Annotated in this window: 18 protein-coding genes and 1 tRNA gene; 2 read left to right on the forward strand and 17 right to left on the reverse strand. The window is 33.2% G+C overall.

Annotated features, from left to right (window positions below; genetic code table 11):
* Positions 1-23: 23 nt before the first annotated feature.
* From JOOMADRAFT_RS03680 to JOOMADRAFT_RS03710, 7 genes are all read right to left on the reverse strand, one after another.
* A complete protein-coding gene (locus JOOMADRAFT_RS03680; RefSeq protein WP_008611412.1) occupies positions 24-1,118 on the reverse strand; it encodes a serine hydrolase domain-containing protein in 1,095 nt (364 codons plus the stop codon).
* A gap of 13 nt (positions 1,119-1,131) precedes the next feature.
* Positions 1,132-2,253, reverse strand: coding sequence for a DUF418 domain-containing protein (locus JOOMADRAFT_RS03685; protein WP_245547647.1), 1,122 nt, complete (start codon positions 2,251-2,253; stop codon positions 1,132-1,134).
* 346 nt (positions 2,254-2,599) lie between these two features.
* The gene (locus tag JOOMADRAFT_RS03690; protein ID WP_008611414.1) at positions 2,600-3,694 is read right to left on the reverse strand and encodes a HigA family addiction module antitoxin; all 1,095 of its coding nucleotides are present in this window, start codon (positions 3,692-3,694) and stop codon (positions 2,600-2,602) included.
* An 11-nt stretch (positions 3,695-3,705) separates the two neighbouring features.
* Positions 3,706-3,969: a type II toxin-antitoxin system RelE/ParE family toxin gene (locus JOOMADRAFT_RS03695; protein ID WP_008611415.1), complete on the reverse strand. Its 264-nt coding sequence runs from the start codon at positions 3,967-3,969 to the stop codon at positions 3,706-3,708.
* 10 nt (positions 3,970-3,979) lie between these two features.
* Entirely contained in the window at positions 3,980-4,222 is a 243-nt protein-coding gene (locus JOOMADRAFT_RS03700) for an NAD(P)H-binding protein (protein ID WP_008611417.1), read from the reverse strand.
* Positions 4,223-4,592: 370 nt separating this feature from the next.
* Positions 4,593-4,666: transfer RNA gene (locus JOOMADRAFT_RS03705), tRNA-Ala, on the reverse strand.
* 25 nt (positions 4,667-4,691) lie between these two features.
* Complete coding sequence (locus JOOMADRAFT_RS03710) at positions 4,692-5,486, reverse strand: universal stress protein (protein ID WP_008611419.1); 795 nt, start codon at positions 5,484-5,486, stop codon at positions 4,692-4,694.
* Positions 5,487-5,720: 234 nt separating this feature from the next.
* Between JOOMADRAFT_RS03710 and JOOMADRAFT_RS03715 the strand changes: the two genes are divergently transcribed.
* Positions 5,721-7,049 carry an MATE family efflux transporter gene (locus JOOMADRAFT_RS03715; RefSeq protein ID WP_008611421.1) on the forward strand — a complete coding sequence of 443 codons (1,329 nt, stop codon included), beginning with the start codon at positions 5,721-5,723 and terminating at the stop codon, positions 7,047-7,049.
* Positions 7,050-7,088: 39 nt separating this feature from the next.
* Positions 7,089-7,856: an enoyl-CoA hydratase/isomerase family protein gene (locus tag JOOMADRAFT_RS03720; RefSeq protein ID WP_008611422.1), complete on the forward strand. Its 768-nt coding sequence runs from the start codon at positions 7,089-7,091 to the stop codon at positions 7,854-7,856.
* On the opposite strand, the gene JOOMADRAFT_RS03725 is transcribed toward JOOMADRAFT_RS03720, so the two are convergent.
* From JOOMADRAFT_RS03725 to JOOMADRAFT_RS03770, 10 genes are all read right to left on the reverse strand, one after another.
* A complete protein-coding gene (locus JOOMADRAFT_RS03725) occupies positions 7,846-8,193 on the reverse strand; it encodes a hypothetical protein (protein WP_008611423.1) in 348 nt (115 codons plus the stop codon). The two genes, JOOMADRAFT_RS03720 and JOOMADRAFT_RS03725, sit on opposite strands and share 11 nt — an antisense overlap.
* A 118-nt stretch (positions 8,194-8,311) precedes the next feature.
* The gene (locus tag JOOMADRAFT_RS03730; RefSeq protein WP_008611425.1) at positions 8,312-9,490 is read right to left on the reverse strand and encodes an acyl-CoA dehydrogenase family protein; all 1,179 of its coding nucleotides are present in this window, start codon (positions 9,488-9,490) and stop codon (positions 8,312-8,314) included.
* Between the two features lie 280 nt (positions 9,491-9,770).
* Positions 9,771-9,986, reverse strand: coding sequence for a hypothetical protein (locus tag JOOMADRAFT_RS03735; protein ID WP_008611426.1), 216 nt, complete (start codon positions 9,984-9,986; stop codon positions 9,771-9,773).
* Between the two features lie 198 nt (positions 9,987-10,184).
* On the reverse strand, positions 10,185-10,901 hold the full coding sequence (locus JOOMADRAFT_RS03740) for a gluconate 2-dehydrogenase subunit 3 family protein (protein ID WP_008611427.1): 717 nt from the start codon (positions 10,899-10,901) through the stop codon (positions 10,185-10,187).
* A 12-nt stretch (positions 10,902-10,913) separates the two neighbouring features.
* Positions 10,914-12,644 (reverse strand): GMC family oxidoreductase, encoded by a 1,731-nt coding sequence (locus JOOMADRAFT_RS03745; protein WP_008611428.1) that lies wholly within the window; start codon positions 12,642-12,644, stop codon positions 10,914-10,916.
* A gap of 79 nt (positions 12,645-12,723) precedes the next feature.
* Complete coding sequence (locus JOOMADRAFT_RS03750; protein WP_008611429.1) at positions 12,724-15,102, reverse strand: GH92 family glycosyl hydrolase; 2,379 nt, start codon at positions 15,100-15,102, stop codon at positions 12,724-12,726.
* A gap of 23 nt (positions 15,103-15,125) precedes the next feature.
* The gene (locus tag JOOMADRAFT_RS03755) at positions 15,126-17,411 is read right to left on the reverse strand and encodes a GH92 family glycosyl hydrolase (RefSeq protein WP_040879909.1); all 2,286 of its coding nucleotides are present in this window, start codon (positions 17,409-17,411) and stop codon (positions 15,126-15,128) included.
* Positions 17,412-17,613: 202 nt separating this feature from the next.
* A complete protein-coding gene (locus JOOMADRAFT_RS03760) occupies positions 17,614-19,113 on the reverse strand; it encodes a RagB/SusD family nutrient uptake outer membrane protein (RefSeq protein WP_008611431.1) in 1,500 nt (499 codons plus the stop codon).
* An 18-nt stretch (positions 19,114-19,131) separates the two neighbouring features.
* Complete coding sequence (locus JOOMADRAFT_RS03765) at positions 19,132-22,194, reverse strand: SusC/RagA family TonB-linked outer membrane protein (RefSeq protein ID WP_008611432.1); 3,063 nt, start codon at positions 22,192-22,194, stop codon at positions 19,132-19,134.
* A 277-nt stretch (positions 22,195-22,471) separates the two neighbouring features.
* Entirely contained in the window at positions 22,472-23,188 is a 717-nt protein-coding gene (locus tag JOOMADRAFT_RS03770) for a tRNA1(Val) (adenine(37)-N6)-methyltransferase (RefSeq protein ID WP_008611433.1), read from the reverse strand.
* Positions 23,189-23,193: the final 5 nt, after the last annotated feature.

Here is a 23,193-nt window from a genome sequence, read left to right on the forward strand (position 1 = left end):
TGCTTGGTATAGAGAGCTGTTTTTTATGGCTCTTTATCGGCTATCAATTCCATAAAAAAATCTGATAATTTAGAAGCTCCATTATCTCCGCCATCGTCTATATTAGATAAAATTATAACGGTATACTTGTCTTTCATAAAATCCATTAATTCGCAATGAATTCCGTACCAACCTCCAGCATGACCAATAATGGTTTGATTGTATCTTTGGTCAACACCAATTCCATAGCCCATATCTGTATTGTAACCTTTCACTTTTGGTTCAAACATCAATTCAGTTGTTCTTTTATTCAAAAGTTTATAATTTCTTAAGGCTTTTGAAAAGTTGAATAAGTCGCTTATAGTAGAATAATAAAAGCCTCCTGGTGATGCTTTTGTTAAATAGTAGTCATTTTTCTTGAGAGTTTTATTTTCTCCAAACATCGACGTATATCCACTTGCTTTATTTTTCACAATAGAATCAATTTCTAATTCGGTAGTGTTGTACATTTCCGCAGGTTTTAAAATGGCGTCCTTTACATAGTTGTAATAGTTTTTACCACTAACTTTTTCTATAATTAGTCCAAGTATTACGAAACCTGAAGCACTATAATCATACTTAGTACCGGGTTTGGATAAAAGTGTATCGTTAACAAAAAGTGGAACAAAACCTGAAGTCTTCTGATAATCAATATTCTTTATCTTATCCCAGTCTGCAACGTAAAAGTTATTAAGACCCGAAGTGTGTGTTAGTAGCTGATGAATGGTAACGGAATCTCTAACAATTTTGTTGGAATATTCGGGTAAATAGTCGCCAACAGGACTTTTTAATTTTATCTTTCCTTGCTCATATAGTTGTAGGGTTGCAACAGTCGTAAACAATTTGGTAATAGAAGCTATGTTGAATTTGGTATCGATATTGTTTTTTACGTTAAATTCAATATTTGCTAGTCCATAAGCTCGTTTCTCTATTATTTTGTTGTTATGTGCAATTAGTACTGTTCCCGAAAAATCGTCTTCACTTAAATTGTTAAGAAATAAATTGATTTCAGATTCTTTTTCAGTACCCGATTGTCCGAAACATAAAATTCCAGTCAATAAAAAAAGGATGATTATATAGTTTTTTGTTCTAATTGTCATACTCCATGCTTTTTTATAAGTTGTTGGAAAAATTTCTAGGCACCCTAATCGGGATCAATTCTTTATATGTTAAGCATCGCCACACCCATTCTAATGGTCCGAATCTGAAATATTTTAACCAAACCTTACTCCATATAATTTGAACGATAAAAACTATAATTGCAAGGATAAGTGCTTCTGATGGACTTAAAGTTTCATAAAGTTTAAACCCTATTGATGAAAATAGAATTAGACCAATAAAGCTTTGCATTATGTAGTTAGTTAAAGCCATTCTACCTACATATTTTAAGGGAGACAAGACCTTTTTCCATTTAGTATTGTAGTATAACCAGCCAATAAGCCATAGGTAGAATAATCCCATTACAACGTCTGAAATCACCATTGCCTTGACGAATAATTCTCTATAATTTTCTAGTTTAAAAATTTTAAGATCTACTAAAACAAACAGAAATGCTATTCTGTAAATATTTGTAATAGCAATTATCAATAGTATGGGTGTTTTTATTTGCTGAATAAATAACTCTAATGAGTTATAAATTTTGTTTTTACCGAGGTAAAGCCCCAATAAAAACATTGAAAAGGCTATGGGTGCTAAAAATCCGAAAAGCATTGGAATATTAGAAATATATTCTAAAATCCTTAATTTTAAACCTTCCAAATAAGTTCCATGTTTAATTATTTTGTTTACCATTGCTCCCGTATACTCTTTTAAATAGACTTCTGGTTGGAAATTTATAAGACTGAATAAAAATTCAAAAACCTGATTATAAAACGGAAAAAAAAGAAAGACACCCGATAGAATAAGAATTAATTTGTTTGGCCATTTTATTATAAGTGTAGTAAACAAGCCAAGAATAGCATAAAGATTTAAAACATCTCCAGACCATAATAATATAATATGTAAAACTCCAATTAAAAATAGGATTAACATACGCCTTCCAAAAAAGGAAAATGATAATCTATTTTCATCAAGCATTTTTAATGCTTGTATTGAAATACCTAATCCAAAAAGCAGTGAGAATATCGGGAAGAATTTAGTGTAAAAAAACAACTGAAGTATTTTCTCCGAAATTTGGTCAATGTTAGAAGTAAACTGTAAAGCAAATTCGTCCTGATTTAAAAAGGTTGAATTCATTATGGTAATATTGACAACAAATATTCCTAAGATTGCAAATCCTCGGAATATATCTAATATTTCAATTCGTTTTTTTGATTTAGTTGGTTGGGTGTTCAATTTTCTCTATAGTATTTAGGCATAAACCAAATATACGTTAAAATAGCTTTGTTGTAATTTAACAATGTGTATTGCAAGGGATAAGGGTTCTATTTTGAGAACCTCATTTAAACCTTGATATAAGTGGGTTCAATAAATTCCGTTAACTTTTATCGGACAACAATACTTTTTAATTGGATAAACTATATGATAAATAATTAGGTCTAATAAACTTGGTTTTTTAACCAAGTAATTTAAGTGCAAACAGTTATTTCATTTTTTTATTAATCTTGGTTTTTATCGCATAGTAATCCATTTCGTAGCAAATTCTCCCTAGTAGAATAGCTGGATTAATTTTATGTTTATTTGCTAAAGCTATTATTTTATCATCGTTTAAGGGGAGGTAATTGTTTAATATATCTTGCCAAATCCTTTTAGGGATTAGTTTTTCTTGAGCATAGTTATCTGCTTCATTTTCAAATTGATCTAAATTTTGTTTTTTAGTTAAATCCATGAATTTTCTTTCCCTATCATTTCTTAAATGCAAGTCGATATGCCCAATTTCGTGCATAATTGTAAAAGCAAAATTGTCAATCCGATTATATCTCAAAGTCAGAGCAATTGCAGGGTTTTTACCTGACCAAAAAGAGAATCCGTCTATAGGAGCTTTCTCTAGCTTATTAATTAGTAACATTTTAATTCCAAATTGATTAAGTATAGATTTTACGCGCTCTGGTGTTCTGGAATTTTCGTAGAATATATTATTTAGATTAACACAGAGTTGGTTTATATTGTCAAAATTAAAAGTATTCGTTTTTTGATTTTTAGCCTCATATTGAGCTAATGCACTCCATGCGAACATATTTTTATTATCAATTTTTAATTTATCTGACTTACGATAATATGCAAACTTCTCTTTTGAGAAGGATGAAACAAGTTCATCAATAGTTGTTATATCATAAATATTCTTAATCGCTTTAATGTCGCTCTCAATGTCGTTTTGTAAATAATTATGCTTTTTGAAATATAGGACAGGTACATATTCTTTTATGATATTCCATAGTTCTATGTTTTTTAATTTTTTAATATTTTTTTCCTTAAGTCTTGCCTTGTCAATCTCGTATTGGGATTGAAATTTCATCCAATAATCTGCTGAAATACCTAATGTCTTTTCTAATAAAATTGCAATATCTGCTGTTACGGGTCTTTTCCCTTTGATAATTTCATTTAAAAATGATGGTTTTACATCCAATTCCTTTGCCAATATTCTTTGGTTTAAATTAGGAGTAGCCTCCAATTCATCTTTGATTAATACTCCTGGATGTGTTGCTTGTGCTGGTATTAAAGTTTTGTTTGTTGCCATCTTCCTCGCATTTATTTATAGTGATTACTCAATTCAATGATTGAGCATACTGTAATACTGTTAGGTTCTTCTCCCTCTAGTTTAGTTATAAATTCTATTCGATATTTATGATCTAATCGAACAGATTCTAATCCTTTTTTATCTCCAATTAAACGTTCGTAATTCAAACTTTTAATTGGATATAATTCTTCTGTGCTTTTTGCAACCCTTAATTTATCTATTGTTTGTATATACTTTTTGATAATATTTGGTTGAAACCTATGTTTTTTAATCATTACTGTCCGATTAAAAATACAAGACCGCTTCGCTATAAGAAAAAAGACTAATTATTCCTTTACATCCTTGTATTGCATTTTCTAAATCGGCAACCTGTTCGGGAGAACCTTTATATATTTTATGATTTTTATGATTTTCAACAATTTTGTTTGGTTCTCTAACTAAACAATGTATGTAATAACCTTTATTTAAAGCTTCTACCAAAATCAATTTTCCAGTTCTTTCAGTAGCTCCAAGTATCAATATTTTCATTTGAGTTCTAGATTTTCAAGACCTAATGACGAATATAATCTATTTTTCTGTTTTATATCATTTGGAAGGAGTTTATAGATGAAAGATTGAAGTCGGAAGCCCGAAGTTATGCTGCTACAAAGAAAAAAACTGCTTACGGAGCAGCTTCCTTAATATTGAAAAATTTAAAGATTGAAGGATTAAAAAAGAAAGAAGTCAGGAGTCAGGAGTCAGGAGAAGATTAAAAAGGTTGAAAAAAAAGAAGTCAGAACAATTTTCAAATCTTCAAATCAACAAATTTATAACTTTGACCCTCTGAACCTTTGTCCATATGAGTTAAAAGTAAAAACTACAGCATAAAGCTTACAGCCTATTGCCTTATTTGCCTTTGTGGAGCATATCGGAGTCGAACCGATGACCTCTACACTGCCAGTGTAGCGCTCTAGCCAGCTGAGCTAATGCCCCTATCTACAATAGGTTTTAAGAAAATTTATTTCTTAACACTTAATATTAAAAGTGGAATACTGCATCTAAATTCACGCTTCAAAATTATATTTTTTTCCCATAACTTGGTAAAAAATCCACGCTTTCTTCTAAATACAATTAAGATATCTGGATTATGCTCTTGAAAATGTTCCAACACGCCTTCAAAAGTAGTAGTGTTTTCTGAGGTTTGTACCTCTTCACTTAACGACTTTAACTTGTCGTCAATCTCTAAATCTTCAGTAACATAATTCGGTGTTTTTACTAAAAGAAGATTTAAATTCAGCTTAAATCGTTCTTTAAATGCAACTAAAGGATCTAAAATTGTGGGATGTTTTACAATTCCCGATTTAAAAGCTACCAAACCAGTATTATAATCTTTAAATGTATTACCCTCTGGAACTATTAAAGTAGGAATATTGGTTTGCTTAACAATTTTTCCGGTTGTTTTACCCAGAAAAACTTCTTCGCGTATATCCGTACTTCTGGGTTCCATAATAAGTAAATCAATTCCATACTGCTGGTCAACCGCCTTTATCCCATCTAATACCTCCCCATTATATGCAGTAATTGTAACAGAAACCCCTTTTTTATCTACTTTATTGAGCACTTCTTCTAATTGTTCTGTAGTATTTTTAGCAACAACATCCTCCACATTTGCAATAGAACCTGCTTTATTTATAAAAGTAAAGGCCTGCATTAAATATATTTTGCTGTCGAAAAATTTAGCAAAATCTATGGCATATTGTAATGTGTTTATTGTATTTGAAGATGTTCCAATTGGAACCAAAATGTTTTTCATAAGGTATCTTATTTAAGGTATGATTGATAAATGCTTTATTACTTTTGCACTTAAATTTACACAAAATTATTTTTCTGCTAGTTTTTCTTTTAAAAATTGGTAAATCATTTACCTCAGGAGCAAGCTCACAAGGTATTCAAAAGGAAAATAATTTAATCCATTTCGACGTAGAGCCCTTCGATAAACTCAGGACAGGCTCTAGGGAATAAAAACCTCAATGAGGGATTCGGTACAATGAAAGAAGCTAAAATTAACTTTAAAGAGATCAATCAATTGGCAATTCCTGCTATTATTGCGGGAATTGCAGAACCACTTATTTCTCTTACCGATATAGCAATTATTGGTAATGTAGATAAAAATCCTGTTGAAGCATTGGCTGCTGCTGGAATTGTAGGTTCTTTTCTTTCTGCTATTATTTGGATTGTAGCGCAAACAAAAACTGCTATTTCTGCAATTGTTTCACAACACTTTGGAGCAAACAGATTACACGCAGTAAAAACATTAGTTCCACAAGCCTTAGCCTTTAATTTCTTGTTTAGTTTACTAATTTACTTCGGAACCGCTTGGGTAGCAGAAAATATTTTTAGTTTGTATAATGCTGAAGGACTTATTTTACAATATACGGCCGATTATTATCAAATTAGAGCCATTGGCTATCCGCTTACGCTAGTTACTTTCGGAATTTTTGGGGTTTTTAGAGGGATGCAAAATACGCTTTGGGCAATGAAATGCAGTTTAACTGGTGCCGCCGTAAATATTGTTTTGGATTATATTTTAGTATATGGAATTGATGGAATTATTCCTGCCATGCATCTTAAAGGGGCGGGTTATGCAAGTGTTATTGCCCAGTTAGTAATGTTACTCATGGCAACTTATTTTTACGTTAAAAAAACACCTTTCAATTTTAAATTGAGCTTTAATATTAATCCGCAAATGAAAAAGCTCTTATTAATGAGCGCCAATTTATTTGTACGTACTGCCGCTTTAAACTTTGCCATTTACCTTGCAAATGCATATGCTACAGATTATGGAAAAAATTATATTGCTGCACAGAGTATTTTAATGAATATTTGGTTGTTTTTTTCCTTTTTTATTGATGGGTATGCCAATGCTGGAAATGCAATTTCAGGAAGGTTATTAGGAGCTAAAGACTACAACCGTTTGTGGTTTTTAAGTATTGATATCTGTAAATATGCTATCATCATTTCGTTTATTTTAATGGCTGTTTGTGGCTTATTTTATAATGAAATTGGAATTCTATTCAATAAAGAAGAAACTGTTCTAGCTCTTTTTTCATCCGTATTTTGGATTGTATTAATTATGCAACCAGTTAATGCGGTTGCTTTTATGTTTGATGGTATTTTTAAAGGTTTAGGAGAAGCAAGTTACCTTAGAAATGTATTATTAGCAGCTACTTTTTTAGGATTTGCTCCTACCTTATTTTTATTCAATTTCTTCGGATTTAAATTGTATGCTATTTGGATTGCATTCTTTGTTTGGATGTTAATACGCTCCCTCGCATTAGTTATTAAATTCAGACGGAAATACGTTAATGAAGTTTAGTTTCCTTAATTTTGAAGAACAACATTTTAAGATATTCACATGGGCACAGATAGAATCAACGGGAGTTTATTTACCAATATTGAAAATAAAATAGCAACTGTAGAGTTTGGCCATCCAGCTAGTAATTCATTTCCCTCTATATTGTTAAAACGACTTTCTTCTGAAATAAATGCACTTTCGATTAATAAAGAAGTTCAGCTTATTATATTGAAAAGTGAAGGTGAAAAAGCGTTTTGTGCTGGGGCTTCTTTTGATGAGCTCGTAGCAATTACAAATCAAGAAGAAGGAGAAGCTTTTTTTAGTGGCTTTGGAAATGTAATAAATGCGATGCGGAAATGTAATAAACTTATTATTGGTCGTGTACAAGGAAAAACTGTAGGAGGTGGAGTAGGACTTATTGCAGCCTGCGATTATGCTATTGCAACAGAAGCAGCAGCTATTAAATTATCTGAGTTAACAATTGGGATTGGTCCTTTTGTAATTGCCCCAGCTGTAGAGCGTAAAATGGGTGTAGCTGCCTTAGCAGAACTTACACTTGCTGCCACCGAATGGAAAAATGCGTATTGGGCAAAAGAAAAAGGGTTATATGCCAAAGTTTTTGAAACTATTACCGAAGTGGATAATGAAATCGAGACCCTAACGAACAAATTAGCAGCATATAACCCTGAAGCTTTAAGTACTTTGAAAAAAGCTTTATGGGAAAACACCAATCACTGGGATTTGCTACTTATAGATAGAGCAAAAACATCTGGTAAATTGGTGCTTTCCGATTTTACTAAAAAAGCTTTAGAAAAGTTTAAAAAGTAATTTCATTACTAGATAATGCTCTAGTTACATTAGCTTCTATTGTTGGGAAGCTACTAAAAAACTTACGTCCATCTTTTCTTTGTAGCACAGCTATTTGCTCTCCACTTTCATTAGCCTCTACTTTTTTAACAATAACTTCATTGTTAAAAACAGATTTATAATTTGGTACACCACCTCTTTTTATAATGATATTTTTTCTAGGAAGATCAATATGCTGATAGGTACTTTCAGAAGTACTGTTAATTGTTAAAACATCTCCAACTTTAACCTCTTTATCTTGCGCTTGTGATACAAAAGCAAAAAATGAGAATACTGCAATAAATAGCCTTTTTTTCATAGTCAAACAATTTAATTGTTAATATATACTCGTTATATTAACAAATATACAAAATATGACCATTATTTTTAATTCGGAAATTCTTAAATATTTACTAAATATTGGGCATTATTCAACCCTATTTAAAGGCTTGTTCTCCTGTGATATCCGCCCCTGTAATGAGAAGGTGAATATCATGGGTTCCCTCATAGGTAATAACGCTCTCTAAGTTCATCATATGGCGCATAATGCTATACTCTCCTGTAATCCCCATAGCTCCTAATACTTGTCGAGCTTCTCTAGCTATATTTAGTGCCATGGCTACATTATTACGTTTTGCCATAGAAATTTGTGCAGTACTTGCTTTTCCTTCATTTTTTAGCTGTCCTAAACGGAGCGCTAACAACTGAGCTTTGGTAATTTCGGTAACCATTTCTGCTAATTTTTTTTGCTGAAGTTGAGTTGCAGCAATAGGTTTTCCAAATTGAATACGCTCTTTTGCATAACGCAATGCGGTGTCATAACAATCCATTGCTGCTCCAATTGCACCCCATGCAATTCCGTAGCGAGCAGAATCTAAACACCCTAGAGGAGCGCCGAGTCCGCTTTTTTCTGGCAGAAGATTTTCTTTGGGGACTTTTACATTATCAAAAATTAATTCCCCAGTAGCCGATGCCCTTAAAGACCATTTATTATGGGTTTCTGGCGTAGAAAACCCTTCCATACCTCGTTCTACAATGAGACCGTGGATTCTCCCTTCTTCGTTCTTTGCCCATACCACAGCAAGATCTGCAAATGGAGCATTAGAAATCCAGAGTTTGGCACCATTTAAAAGATAATAATCTCCTGCATCTTTAAATTTGGTTTCCATTCCTCCCGGATTAGACCCATGGTTAGGCTCTGTAAGTCCAAAGCATCCTATAAACTCTCCTGAAGCTAATTTAGGGAGGTATTTTTTCCGTTGAGCTTCTGTTCCATACTTCCAAATAGGATACATTACTAAAGAGGATTGTACAGAGGCTGTGGAGCGTACACCACTATCTCCTCTTTCAATTTCTTGCATAATTAAACCGTAGCTAATTTGGTCGAGACCAGCGCCTCCATATTCTTCTGGAATATAAGGACCAAAAGCCCCTATTTCTGCCAAACCATTAATAATTTGTTTTGGAAACTCAGCTTTTTGTGCAAAGTCTTCAATAATAGGAGAAACTTCCTTTTTAACCCAACTTCGGGCAGCATCTCTAACTAATTTATGTTCTTCAGAAAGTAAATCGTCTAAATTATAATAATCGGGAGCTTCAAAAAGGTCTGGTTTCATGGTTTATTTTATAAGAATTGTTTCTCTCAAATATAACCAAAGAAATATAACATATGAACGATGTATTGTTATATTTTATAGTTCTTTACATATGGAGTTAAATTAATCTTTACTCGAAAATCGAGATTTATACGTCCTAGCGCTTGCTTAGTACTATTATAGTGATGCTTATAACATTGTTAATAGTTAGTTATATGCTCTATAGCGGGTTGCTTTCCTATTTTCTGAAGATAAAAAATAATGACTTAGGATAACATAGGTAGTTAGGAAAAAGAGACTTCTAGAAGTTTAATACGTTTGCCCATTTTAATATAAATATAACAAAAAGAGTTCCAGCAGTACTTGTTATTATTGAGCTTTGCCAAAAATATAGCCTACCTCCCCATGTTTTCCACATTTTTTTCCCGCCTACTTTCTTAGCATAACCATTAAGAACTATATAATGAACAAAATTAATTATTATAAAAATTAAAGTTGTAATAACTGCTATCCACATATTCTTTTATTTATAGTTTTAATGTAAAAACTAACCAATTTAGCTCTTGTTTAACTAAATATAATAAAAATTATTAATACTGAAGGAATGGCAACATTTCTACCTTTTAAAACTTTATATAAAGTTTACATACTAAAAAAGAGCATCTAAAATTAATTAAATGCTCTATTCATTATTTTAAAACTAATTTACTAGGTGTTATACTTCGTAATTATCCCAAGTAGCAATTTCGTTTCTTTCTTCAGGTTTGATACAAATATCTAAAGTACGCTGGTCGTATTTTAAGTTGTATTGCGCCAACACATCATCTGGAACACCATCCCAAACATTAGGCGTATTTCCTACGTATCCAAGATATTTTATTCCTTCTTCACTTGTAAAATACCCAGTAGAAACCAAGTCTCTTAAACGAGAGAAAAAGCGTTCTCCTTGAATAAATTGTGGTTTTACATCATCTGGATATGCAATATCTTCAACAATTTCTATTTGCTGCTCCTTAGAAGCATCTTTAAAGACTTTATTAAAGCGCTTATTACTTTCGTGGTCTATCCACATTAATCCACCGCGCAATGGCAATTGGTGGTGCGGCATATCAAAAACTATATATGCAATAAAATCTACAACCCCAACTTCACTAGCGGCACTATATTCTCCTTCAGCAGGAATAATAATATCTGCTAAAACAGTAAGGGTAGCCAATTCATGGTCATTAAAATAAACCCCTTTTGCACGTAATTCTTCTTCGTAAGCAAGTTCTTCTTTTGTACGAGTGGTATCGTAATTATTATCGCTATCGCTTGGTGCGTCGGTTTTTGCTATCGTTGGTTCTTCGGTGTCTGTTAAACACGACGAAAACATAAATCCGGAAGTTACCGTACCAGCCACCATGGCTTTTAAACTTTTTCTTCTATCCATGATTTTTATGTTTTAAATATTCATTTTTTTCATTTCCTGAGTCAGATAATCCGATGCTCTCCAAGCAAGGGCAAGAATTGTCCATGTTGGGTTTTTATCGGCTTGAGATACAAAAGCTCCTCCATCTACTACAAATAAGTTTGGCACATCGTGCGACTGACTATACTTGTTCAAAACAGAAGTTTTAGGATCGTTCCCCATACGAGTTGTTCCCACCTCATGAATTATTCTACCAGGTGCTTCCAAGCCGTAATTATCTTCTTTCCCTGGTTTATCGCCTAATGGAATAGCTCCCATATTATGATACAATTCTTCAAAAGTATCTTGCATATGTTTTGCCTGTTTAACCTCATCGTCTGTCCAATTATAGTTAAAACGCAATACAGGGATTCCAAATTTATCAACTACATTCGGATCGATTTCACAATAATTATCTTTTTGTGGAATACTTTCTCCTCTTCCTGCCATTCCTACGGTTGCACCATAAAATTTATGAACATCTTCTTTTAGACCTACACCATAACCTCCAGCTTTTTTCTTCTCTCCAAATCTTCCATTAAGATTTTCCATTCCCATTCCAGCTCCATAGGATGGCATTCCCATTCCACCCCAATATTCTATATGGTATCCTCTAGAAAATCCAAGATCTTTTTTATCGTTTAACCACCATGGTACATATAAATGCATTCCACCAACACCATCTTCGTTATAACGTTTACGCTCCATTAATTCTGGTATGATAGCCGAACGACCAGCACCAGTAGAATCGTGTAAGTATTTTCCAACTACGCCACTAGAATTTGCCAATCCGTTAGGGAATCTTTCCGATTTTGAATTTAATAGAATTCTAGCAGAACCACAAGCACTAGCCGCCAATATTACAACTTTTGCTTTTACGGTATATTCTTGATTATCATATTTATTTACGTAGGATACTCCTGTTGCTTTTCCGCTTTCGTCTGTTAAAACTTCTCTAACCATTGCATTTACATACAAGTCTACGTTATCATATTCTAATGCAGGTTTTACTAATACAGAAGAAGAAGAAAAATCTCCATAAATACTACAAGAACGAGAACACTGACTACAATAAAAACAAGCCCCACGGCGATCATCAACTCTTTTAGTAAGGATTGATAACCTTGAAGGAATTACAGGAATATTAGATTTTGCTCCTGCTTTTTTCAAATATAGTTCATGCAAACGAGGTTTTGGAGGTGGTAAGAAGAAGCCATCTGGCTCATTATGGATATTCTCTTTACTTCCAAACACTCCAATTAACTTATCAACTTTGTCATAATAAGGTTTTACATCATCATAACCAATAGGCCAATTATCTCCTTTACCATCAAAGTCTTTTCTTTTAAAATCTAAAGGACCAAAACGAAGGGAAATACGTCCCCAGTGATTTGTTCTACCTCCAACCATTCTTGAACGAAACCAATCAAATTTAGTTCCGTTTTTATGTGTGTAAGGTTCCCCATCTAGTTCCCATCCTCCATAGGCCATATCAAAATCTCCAAAAGGACGTTTTGTACCAGCACCACGACGCGGGGATTCATAAGGCCATTTAAATTGTGTTTGTTGCTCGGGGTTTGCAGGATCAAAATTTGGACCCGCTTCTAGCAATGCTATTTTAAAGCCAGCCTCAGATAGAATTTTGGTAGCCATTCCTCCTCCGGCTCCAGAGCCTACAACTAATATGTCGTATACTTTAGAAGCTTCTTTAATTTGAAAAGACATTTTGAGTTTGTGTTTAGTTAATATTAATTACGTTTCTTTTGAAAATCTCGTAGGCAAACTACAAGGTAGTTTATTTTAGTTATTTATAAAGAGTTTTGTTGGGGCTATTACTCATGTGAAAGTTTAGCTCTCCCCCTTTTTCAATATCACTATGTTTTATAAATGGTTGTTTTAACTCTTTTCCATTTAATAAAACTTTGTCTACAAAGACATTTTCTTCGGATTGATTTTCAACAATCACTTTAAATTTATTTCCGTTCTCAAGATTTAAGGTAGCACTTTTCATTGCAGGACTTCCTAATGCATATACATCTGAGCCTGGAGCAACAGGGTAAAACCCTAAAGTACTAAAAATATACCAAGCACTCATTTGTCCGAAGTCGTCATTCCCACCTAAACCATCTGCTTTTGGCTGGTACATTGCTTTTAAAATCATTCTAATTTTATCTTGAGATTTCCATGGAGTATCTGTCCAATTATATAGATACACTACATGATGAGAAGGTTCGTTTCCATGCACATAATTTCCAATTATTCCTTCACGAGAAATATCTTCAGTATTCTCAAAATATTTATCTGGTAAATCCATAGAAAATAGCGAATCTAAATGTTGGGAGAAGGTCTCTTTTCCACCCATCATTTCAATCATAGTTTTAGGTGCATGAGGCACATACAAACTATAGTTCCAAGAATTCCCTTCTATAAAACCTTGTCCGTGTGTATTTAAAGGATCAAAATCTTTTTTAAAGGTACCATCGTTTAATTTTGGACGCATGAAACCACTTTTGGCATCATAAACATTTTTATAATTTTCGGCACGTTTACTAAATTCATTATAAATAGCGTCCTTTCCAAGTTTTTTTGCTGCTTGAGCAATTGCCCAATCGTCATAAGCGTATTCTAAGGTTTTAGAAACAGAAGAACCATTTTTATCTTCTGGAACATATCCTTTTTCCATGTAATATTTTAATCCATCATAATATGGAACTTTTGCAGTATGAACGCTTGCCATAAGCGCAGCCTCCGCATCAAAACCTGTATTTCCTTTTACAATAGCATCGGCAATTACAGAAACACTATGGTACCCAATCATACACCAATTCTCGTTAGCATAATGAGACCAAACAGGTAGCATACCGTGTACACTTTGATTGTAATGCGCTACCATAGAATTAATCATATCCGAATTTCTCTTTGGCTGTAACACATTAAATAATGGGTGTAAAGCTCTGTAAGTATCCCACAATGAAAAACTAGTGTAGTTTGTAAAGTTTTCTGCTTGGTGAATATTCATATCCAAACCACGGTATTTTCCATCAACATCCATATATATTGTAGGCCCAAGAAAAGCATGATACATGGCTGTGTAGAAATTTATCATTTCATCATGATTGATTGGATCTAGTTGTACTTTATTAAGCTCTACATTCCAATTATTCTGAGTTTCTTGTTTTACCTTTTCAAAATCCCAATGAGGAATTTCTACTTTCATATTATTAATAGCACCTTCTGTACTTACAGGAGAAATGGCAAATTTAATCTTAACTTTTTCTCCTTCGGAAGTATTAAAATCGAAATATGTTTTGATATTTTCTCCAGCCATTTCAGGAAAGTTAGTACTTTGATCAAACTTTCTCCAAAAACCTTTATAAACATTATCATTATGGTTTTCCTGTCCATATTTTGCAATTGGTTTACTAAAAGCCATAGCAAAGTATACTTTACGAGTTCTAGCCCAACCATTAGTTTGTCTGTAACCAGTAACTAGCGTATCGTTTTCAACCCTAACAAAAGTCCAAACGTTTTTTTCTTTGTAATTATAGATTCCAGATGTTAGATCTAAAATAATATGAGACGCTTCCGATTTTGGAAATGTATATTGATGCATTCCCACGCGCGTAGTAGCAGTTAACTCTGCTTTAATATTATAATCTTCTAGCTGAACACTATAATAACCAGCTTCTGCATGTTCATTTTTATGTGAAAAACGAGAGCGATATCCACTATCAGGATTAGTTTCTGTTCCCGGATTTAATTGAAGGTTTCCAGTAGTAGGCATAATTAAAAAATCTCCTAAATCTGAATGTCCTGTCCCGCTGAAATGGGTATGGCTAAAACCTACAATAGTGGCATCATCATATTGATATCCTGCACAATATTTATAAACATCTGGGTTGTAATGCCCATCTATTTCATAGGGAATGGTGTCTGTATCTGGACTCAATTGTACGCTTCCAAAGGGAGCCGTTGCTCCAGGATATGTATGTCCCATTTTGGCAGTACCAATCATAGGATCTACATATTGAACCAAATTTTGGAGTTCATCAGTAGCTTTAGAAGTTACCTCCTGAGAGTTTTCCTTTTTTTGACTACATGCTGCTGCAAATACTGCTACCGATACATATATCGTTCCTCTTAAAATATTCCTGTTTATAAATCTAGGGGATTTAATCATCATTGCTCTTGTTTTCAATTTCTATTTTATTCGTTGGATAAAGAATAAGGAGCATCGTCTTTTGCTGTTCCTCTATTTTTATTAGGAGTATTGCTCATTTCAAAATCGATTTTGGCACCTTCTAATAGCGCTTCATGACTGATATAATTTTTGCTATAATTCTGACCATTAAAACTCATTTGTTGTACATATTTGTTGCTATGGTCATTGTTTGGAGCATTGATAATTACCTCATTACCGTTTTGCAATTCTAAAGTAAGCTTTTTAAATAATGGTGTCCCTATAACATATTCGTCGGTTGCTGGACACACAGGATAGAATCCCATAGCAGAAAATACATACCAAGCAGATGTTTGTCCGTTATCTTCATCTCCGCAATAACCATCTGGAGTAGGCATATACATTCTATCCATTGTTTCTCTAACCCAATATTGAGCTTTCCATGGTTGTGATGCATAATTATACAAATAAATCATATGCTGAATAGGTTGATTTCCATGTGCATACTGTCCCATATTTGCAATTTGCATTTCTCGAATTTCATGAATAACACCTCCATAATAGCTTTCATCAAAAACTGGAGGTAAAGAAAATACTTCGTCTAATTTGGCAGTAAAGTTATCTTTTCCACCCATTAAATCTATAAGTCCTTGTACATCATGAAAAACAGACCATGTATAATGCCAGCTATTACCTTCTGTAAAAGCATCACCCCATTTAAAAGGGTTAAATGGTTTCATAAATTTACCATCTTTATTTTTACCCCGCATTAAATTGGTTTCCTTGTCAAATAAATTTTTATAATTTAAGCTTCTTTTTTTGTATAAATTAATCTCTTTTTTTGGTCTGTCTAATGCTTTTGCTAGTTGATAAATTGCAAAATCATCATAGGCATATTCTAAGGTACGCGCTGCATTTTCATTAATATCAACATCATAAGGCACATACCCTAAATCTTTATAATACGCTGCACCAGCACGACCAACAGCGGTAAGTGGACCCGCATTATTTGCTCCATGAATAACAGCTTCGTAAAGCGTTTCTATATCATATTTAGCATTTTTATTTTTGAGATAAGCGTCTGCAACTACCGATGCTGAATTATTACCAACCATAACATTTCTAAGTCCTGGGCTTGCCCATTCTGGTAACCATCCGCTTTCTTTATATGCATTTGCTAAACCTTCTTGCATTTGAACACTTAATTCAGGATACATTAAATTTAATAAAGGAAATAAAGAACGGAACGTATCCCAAAATCCTGTGTCTGTAAACATATACCCAGGAAGTACTTTTCCGTTGTATGGGCTATAATGTACAACATTTCCATCTTTATCGTATTCAAAAAACTTTCTAGGGAATAGTAATGAACGGTATAAGCAAGAGTAAAATGTTTCAAATTGATCTATGGTTCCCCCTTCAACTTTAAGTCTGCTTAACTCTTTATTCCAAGTTTGTTTTCCAGCTTCTTTTAACGCATCAAAATCTTTATCTTTTATTTCTTTCAAGTTAATTTCAGCTTGTTCAAAACTGATAAAAGAAGAAGCTATTTTAGCATTTACTTGCTGTCCTTTTTTAGTTTTGAATCCGATTACAGCACCTACGTGGTCTGCTTTATTCTCTAAGGCATCTTGTAATTTATTATTACTGAAAGTATTTGTACTAGTAAATGGTGTATCAAATTCAATTACAAAGTAGTTTTTAAAATTTTCTGGAACTCCGCCACTATTTTTTGTAGTATACCCAATAAGCTTATTTTCTTCTGGGAGTAGTTTTATATAAGAACCTTTATCTAGTGCATCTATTACTACGTATGCGCTATCGGTTTCGGGGAAAGTAAATCTAAAACGCGCAGCTCTTTCTGTGGGAGTAATTTCTGTAGTTACATTATGATCTGCTAGGTAAACACTATAATAATGCGGTTTAACAATTTCAGATTTATGAGAAAACCAACTTGCACGTTCATCTTCATTGAAAACTAATTTTCCAGTTATTGGCATAATGGCAAACTGTCCATAATCGTTCATCCAAGGAGATGGTTGATGCGTTTGTTTAAACGCTCGAAGCTTATCTGCATCATATTCATAAGCCCAACCGCTTCCCATTTTACCTGTTTGTGGGGTCCAGAAATTCATACCCCAAGGCATTGCAATTGCTGGATAAACGTTTCCGTTAGACAAACTCGGATTTGAGTCGGTTCCCATTAAAGGTTTGACATAATCTATTGGGTTTTCAATGGATGTTATTTGTTTTGTTTGTCCAATAGAAAGTGTACAAACAAATAATAGTGAGGTAAGGAGTAAAGTTCTCATAAAGTATAACTTAAGTTGTCTCCACATTGTGTGGTTTATTATATTCTTTTATAATTTAATTAACCGATTTAGTCACTAAAATATAAAAGTATTCTTTTTGAATGTGTAATGTAAACCAATCTTCTTTAAAATGATTCTCCCACTCATAAAAAAACAGAGCGGGAGTAATCAAACTAACTAATTGATTATAAAGAATTATTTTTTACCATCCTGGGTTTTGCGTTAACTGTTTATTATTATTAATTTCTCTTTGTGGGATTGGAAATAATAAATATTTATCTGTTAACGTAGGGCCATATGAAAATTGGTGACCTACAAAGTTTTCAAAACTTCCAGTGCTAAGGTTTAGAGCTTTTCTTCTTCTTGCCATATCAAACCAATATTTGTTCTCAAATGAAAGTTCGTAGAAACGTTCTTTCCAAATATCTTCTTCTGTAATACTTGCATCATAAAGAGGTAAATTAGCTCTGTCTCTAATTTCGTTTATTGCTGCAAGCACCTCTGTAGTAGGTCCATAAGCTTCAAACCCTGCTTCAGCATATGTTAATAATACTTCAGCATATCTAAAAAACTTCCAACCAAGACTACTTTGCGCAGTTCTTAAAACTGCATCTTCATCAAAATATTTGTAAATATAAGTAGCACTAAAGTCTACCGTTTCATCTGGATTTTCAATAGAAGGATATTCAGTAAAATAAAACTCTTGTTCTTCTAATCGTTTATCTCCAGTTTCATGAGCATCAATAAACTGTTGAGTTGGATATAATGCTCCATATTCATCTGAAAATTGAGAAATCCCTCTTGATCTAGGCAACATCCACGCAGTTAATCCACTAGTTGCAAACCCAATTAAATATTGGTTTTGAAAGATTATCTCTCCAGTATTATTAATACTTGGATCATGTAAATTATCGTAATCTGTAAAAAGGCTATACTTTTTACTATCTATAACTTCTTTAGCTTTATCTGCAGCCAATTTATAGTAATTATCTCCAGCCTGTAGTGGATAACCAGCCATAGTTAGGTATACGCTTGATAATAATGTTTTTGCAGCACCTAAACCAACTCTTCCAGATTCATCAGTAAATGGTAGTCCAGAATTTTCAACATCTTTAAGGTCGGTAACAATTGCATTATATACTTCTTGTTGTGGACTTCTTGCTGGATAAAGTAATTCTGAAGATGCGTCAACAGGTTCTAAAATTAGTGGAACATCTCCAAATAGTCTTACTAAATGAAAATAGTAAAAAGCTCTAATAAATTTAGCTTGCCCAACAAGGTTATCCTTATCGGTTTGTGCCATATCTATTTCAGGAATACGCGCAATTGCCAAGTTTGCATTGGCTATAGCTCTATATGAGTTCTGCCACCAATTTAACGCATATGCATCTTCTGAGTTTGCAGTTAAATTTCGGTATGCGTTGTTAAACTGACTTTGCCCAACTTCTGTATTACATAAACCTGTTGCGAACTCAAGCATCATAAATGGACTCTCTCCATAAGTACCAGAACCGTCACTTACAAATCTTAAAGAAGCATAAAGGGTGTTAATTGCTGATTCTGCTTGTTCTCTAGTTTGAAAATAATTGTCTTGCGTATATTCAGATTCATTTTCTTCAGTTAAAAAATCTGAACAACTACTCACGCCTAATAAAACTAGGCATAAGAGTGCGTTGATATATATTTTTTTTGAAATTTTCATTGCTATCATTTTTTAAGTTTAAAAAGTAAGGTTTACTCCTAAAGTGAATGTTCGAGGTTTAGGATAATCAAAAAATGTGATTCCTTGCGCGAAAGCATCACCATATGTGCTTACTTCAGGATCGTATCCTGTGTAGTCTGTAGCTAAAAAGAAATTTTGTACAGAAGCGTATAGTCTTAATCTTTTTAATTTAAATTTATCTAAAACATCTTGCGAAAAATTATAGCCTAGAATTAGATTTCTACCTCTTATAAAAGATGCATCTTCTACCATTCTAGAATCTATGGTAGATCTATAATATGCGCTTGAAGGTCTGTTTTGTGCAATCATTGTGTTTTGATTGTCTGGTGTCCATCCATCTAAAACAGTTGCATAACTATTTGCTTGTCCTGTTCTGTCTTCTCCAGAGTGTCTAGATAAATTCAACACATCATTTCCATATGAGAATTGAAGATCTACTGTTAGGTCTATATTTTTATATGTAAAGGTGTTAAATAAAGCACCAAATCCTTCAGGATAACCACTTCCTATTATTTTTCTGTCAGCAGCATTTATTTGCCCATCGTCATTTAAGTCTGCATGTTTAATATCTCCAGGTAGAAGGCCATATACTGCTGCTTCTGCAGCTTCGTCGCTCCCCCAAGTTCCTTCTCTTACTAATCCGTAAAATGATCCTACAGACTCTCCAACTCTTAGAATATTTGTGTCAGATAAAAATCCTGGTCCAGGAAAAATATCGTCGTCTTGTTCTCCTAGAGCCAATATTTCATTTTTATTGAAGGAAATATTGAAGGTGGTAGTCCATGAAAAATCTTCCGAACGAATATTAACAGTGTTTAAAGTAAGTTCTAAACCTTTATTTTCCATACTACCAATGTTAGAGTAGATGTTAGAATATCCACTAGATGTTGGCACAGGTGCATTTAATAGCATGTCTGTAGTTTTTTTGTAATAAACATCCGTCTCTAATTCTATTCTGTTATTAAACATACCCAATTCTATACCAGCATCAAATTGTGCTGTTTTTTCCCATTTTAAATCTGGATTTGCTAAAGTTCCGATACCAACACCAGGAAATCTCTCACCTCCAAGAATTGCAGTACTAGATCCTAAACTAGCAAGAGATTGGTAAACCCCAATTTCTGAGTTTCCTGTTTCTCCATAACTTGTTCTAAATTTTAGGTTGGAAATAGTCTCACTGTCTTTTAAGAAATCTTCTTCTGAAACTTTCCAAGCAAATGCAGCCGAAGGAAAGAATGCTCTTTTGTTATCTTCTCCAAACTTAGAAGACCCATCTAAACGACCCGTAATGGTGAATAAATATTTATTCATTAGGCTATAATTAACTCTTCCGAAGAAAGAATTTAGAGTCCATTGATAAACATCTGAATCTGGTGTTAGCGGATTTGCTCCTACTTCTAAATTATTATATTGATAAAAATCGTCTGTAAAACCTCTACTTCCTGCAAAACTATAGAAGTAATCATATTGTTGCCAGCTTAAACCTCCCATGGCATTAATCCTATGGTTCTCATTGATTTCATAATCATAAGTAAGAAAGTTCTCAAACTGCCAGTAATTAGTTCTAGTATTTCTTATAGTAGCTTCCCCTTGAAAGTTAGCACTTAAGTTGTTTAGTTCTCTACCAGAATAGAAATTATCTTGCGTATTATTAATATTCGCTCCAATACTAGTTCTTAACTGTAGATTTTTTGCAATATCTATATTAGCATAAACGTCTCCTAAGAAAGTTTGAGTCTTTAAGATGTTTGTTCTGTTTAAAAGAATATTGACTGGGTTTTCTCCACCTTCCATGTTTGGATAATCTGCATTTGTACCATAATCTCCACTAGGATATTTTACTGGCACAATAGGAAGCGTTTCCACCATCATTCTTAAAGCTGTTAAACCACCAACACCGCCATCAACTCTGTTTTCTTCTATATGGTTGAATGTAAAACTACCTCCAACTTTTAGCCAATCTTTAACCTGACCGTCTAATACTAATCTTCCAGAATATCTTTTTAAATATGATTCTAAAAGAACACCTTCTTGATCCGAATGATTTAAATATAAACCATATGATGTTTTTTCATCTCCTCCTGTAAACGATAGGTTATGGTTTTGAGTTATAGCAGTTCTAGTAGCTTCTTCTTGCCAATCTGTATCGTATAAAGGGTTTCCGTTAGCATCAAATAATGTACGGTCGTTTCTATAGTTCATTGGGTTTTCATATTTCCCATTTGCCCAACCTACTGGATCATATTTTTGAGCATTGTTGTAAGAATTCATTTCTACTTGTAAAAACTCTTCAGAGTTTAATACATCTAGCTTTCTTACCATTTCTCCAATACTAATAAAAGAATCAAAACTTACCTGACCTCCAGTTTTAGAACCTCTTTTAGTAGTTACAATAATAACTCCATTAGCACCTCGTGCACCATAAATAGCAGTAGCAGAAGCATCTTTTAAAACCTCCATCGACTTAATGTCGTTCGGATTTAAATAGTTAATCGGTCCAGCGCCAATTACTCCATCTACAACATATAAAGGAGAGTTGTTAGCGTTAATTGAGTTGTTACCTCGAATTCTAACGTTAGTATTTCCACCTGGTCTCCCTGAATTTGAAGAAACATTAACACCCGCTGCCTTACCAGCTAATGCTTGTTCAGGATTTGTAGTAGGCATTTCTTGTATTGATTCACTACTAATTGTAGAAACCGACCCTGTTAAATCCGATTTTCTTTGCGTACCATAACCAATCACAACCACTTCATCTAAAGCTTGTGTGTCACTTTGAAGTATTGCATTAATGGTAGATTGTCCCCCAACAGGAACTTCTTTTGTTTTAAAACTGATAAAACTAAAAACTAATACGGCGTCGTTAGGCACATCGCTTAGTTCATAATTTCCATCAAAATCTGTTTGTGTTCCGTTTGTTGTTCCTTTTACCAAAACATTGGCCCCAGGCAATGGACCGTTTTCATCAGAAACAGTTCCAGAAACTGTTTGTGCTTGTGTGTATCCAAAGCATATAAATGCTATTGGCAACACTAACCTTTTAAATAAATTAGTTTTCATAAATACAGTTAGTTTATAATTAATTTTATACTAAAACGATTTATTAATTAAAGAAAAAACAATGCTAAAACTTAGCTAAGACAAATAGCTAAAACGTTTTAGCAATACGTTTAAAAAAATAGAAATGATTTTATCTCTATAAGTTTCAATTAATAAATTGCATAATATACCCGCTATATTACAAAAAATATGACATTCCTACAAAATAAAACATATTATTTTAAGAAATAAGTAATTTAATATATGGGTAATTCTGATTAAGAATAGAAGGCTAGACCTACATTTTTAAATAGAAATCTTTTGTAAGTGCTATGTATTCTGGGGTGTATACATGCCTTTCGGTTTCTATGATTAATTCAGAATAAGTAGATGAAACGTTTTTAAATGAAAGCTCTAAAAGTGTTCTTTTTATTTCTGAAGTAGGGTTTCCTTTTACACGGGTAATACTTAAAGGGAAGAGGTTGTTAGCTTTGGCAATTTCAAGAAAATAACTTTCTTCTTTATAAGGTAAAATAACATTGAATGTTCCATTTGGACTTAATAATTTAGCAGCTCCAGAAATTAATTCTTCAAAAGGGAGTGAAAAATTAAATCTAGCTTTGTCTCTCTGCTCATTTTCTGTTGTATAATTTTCAGTATAAAATGGCGGATTGGAAAGTATCAAATCGTATGTGTCGTCTATTTCTGCAACAAACTCATCAAAACCTGCATGGTAGCAAAATAAACGATCTCCCCATGGAGAAGCTTCTAAATTATCAACACATTGCTCGTAAGTAGCATCGTCAATTTCGAGAGCATCTATTAATTCCGCAGTGCTTCTCTGAGCCATCATTAATGTTAATAAACCTGTTCCTGCTCCAATATCGAGAATAGAATTTGGTTCTTGAGCTAATGAAGCCCAAGCACCTAGCAACACTCCATCGGTGCCAACTTTCATTGCACACCTGTCTTGTTGGATTGTAAATTCTTTAAATTGAAATGGTTTATTTGACATATAAA

Source organism: Galbibacter orientalis DSM 19592, assembly GCF_000260115.1.
GTDB classification, from domain to species: domain Bacteria; phylum Bacteroidota; class Bacteroidia; order Flavobacteriales; family Flavobacteriaceae; genus Galbibacter; species Galbibacter orientalis.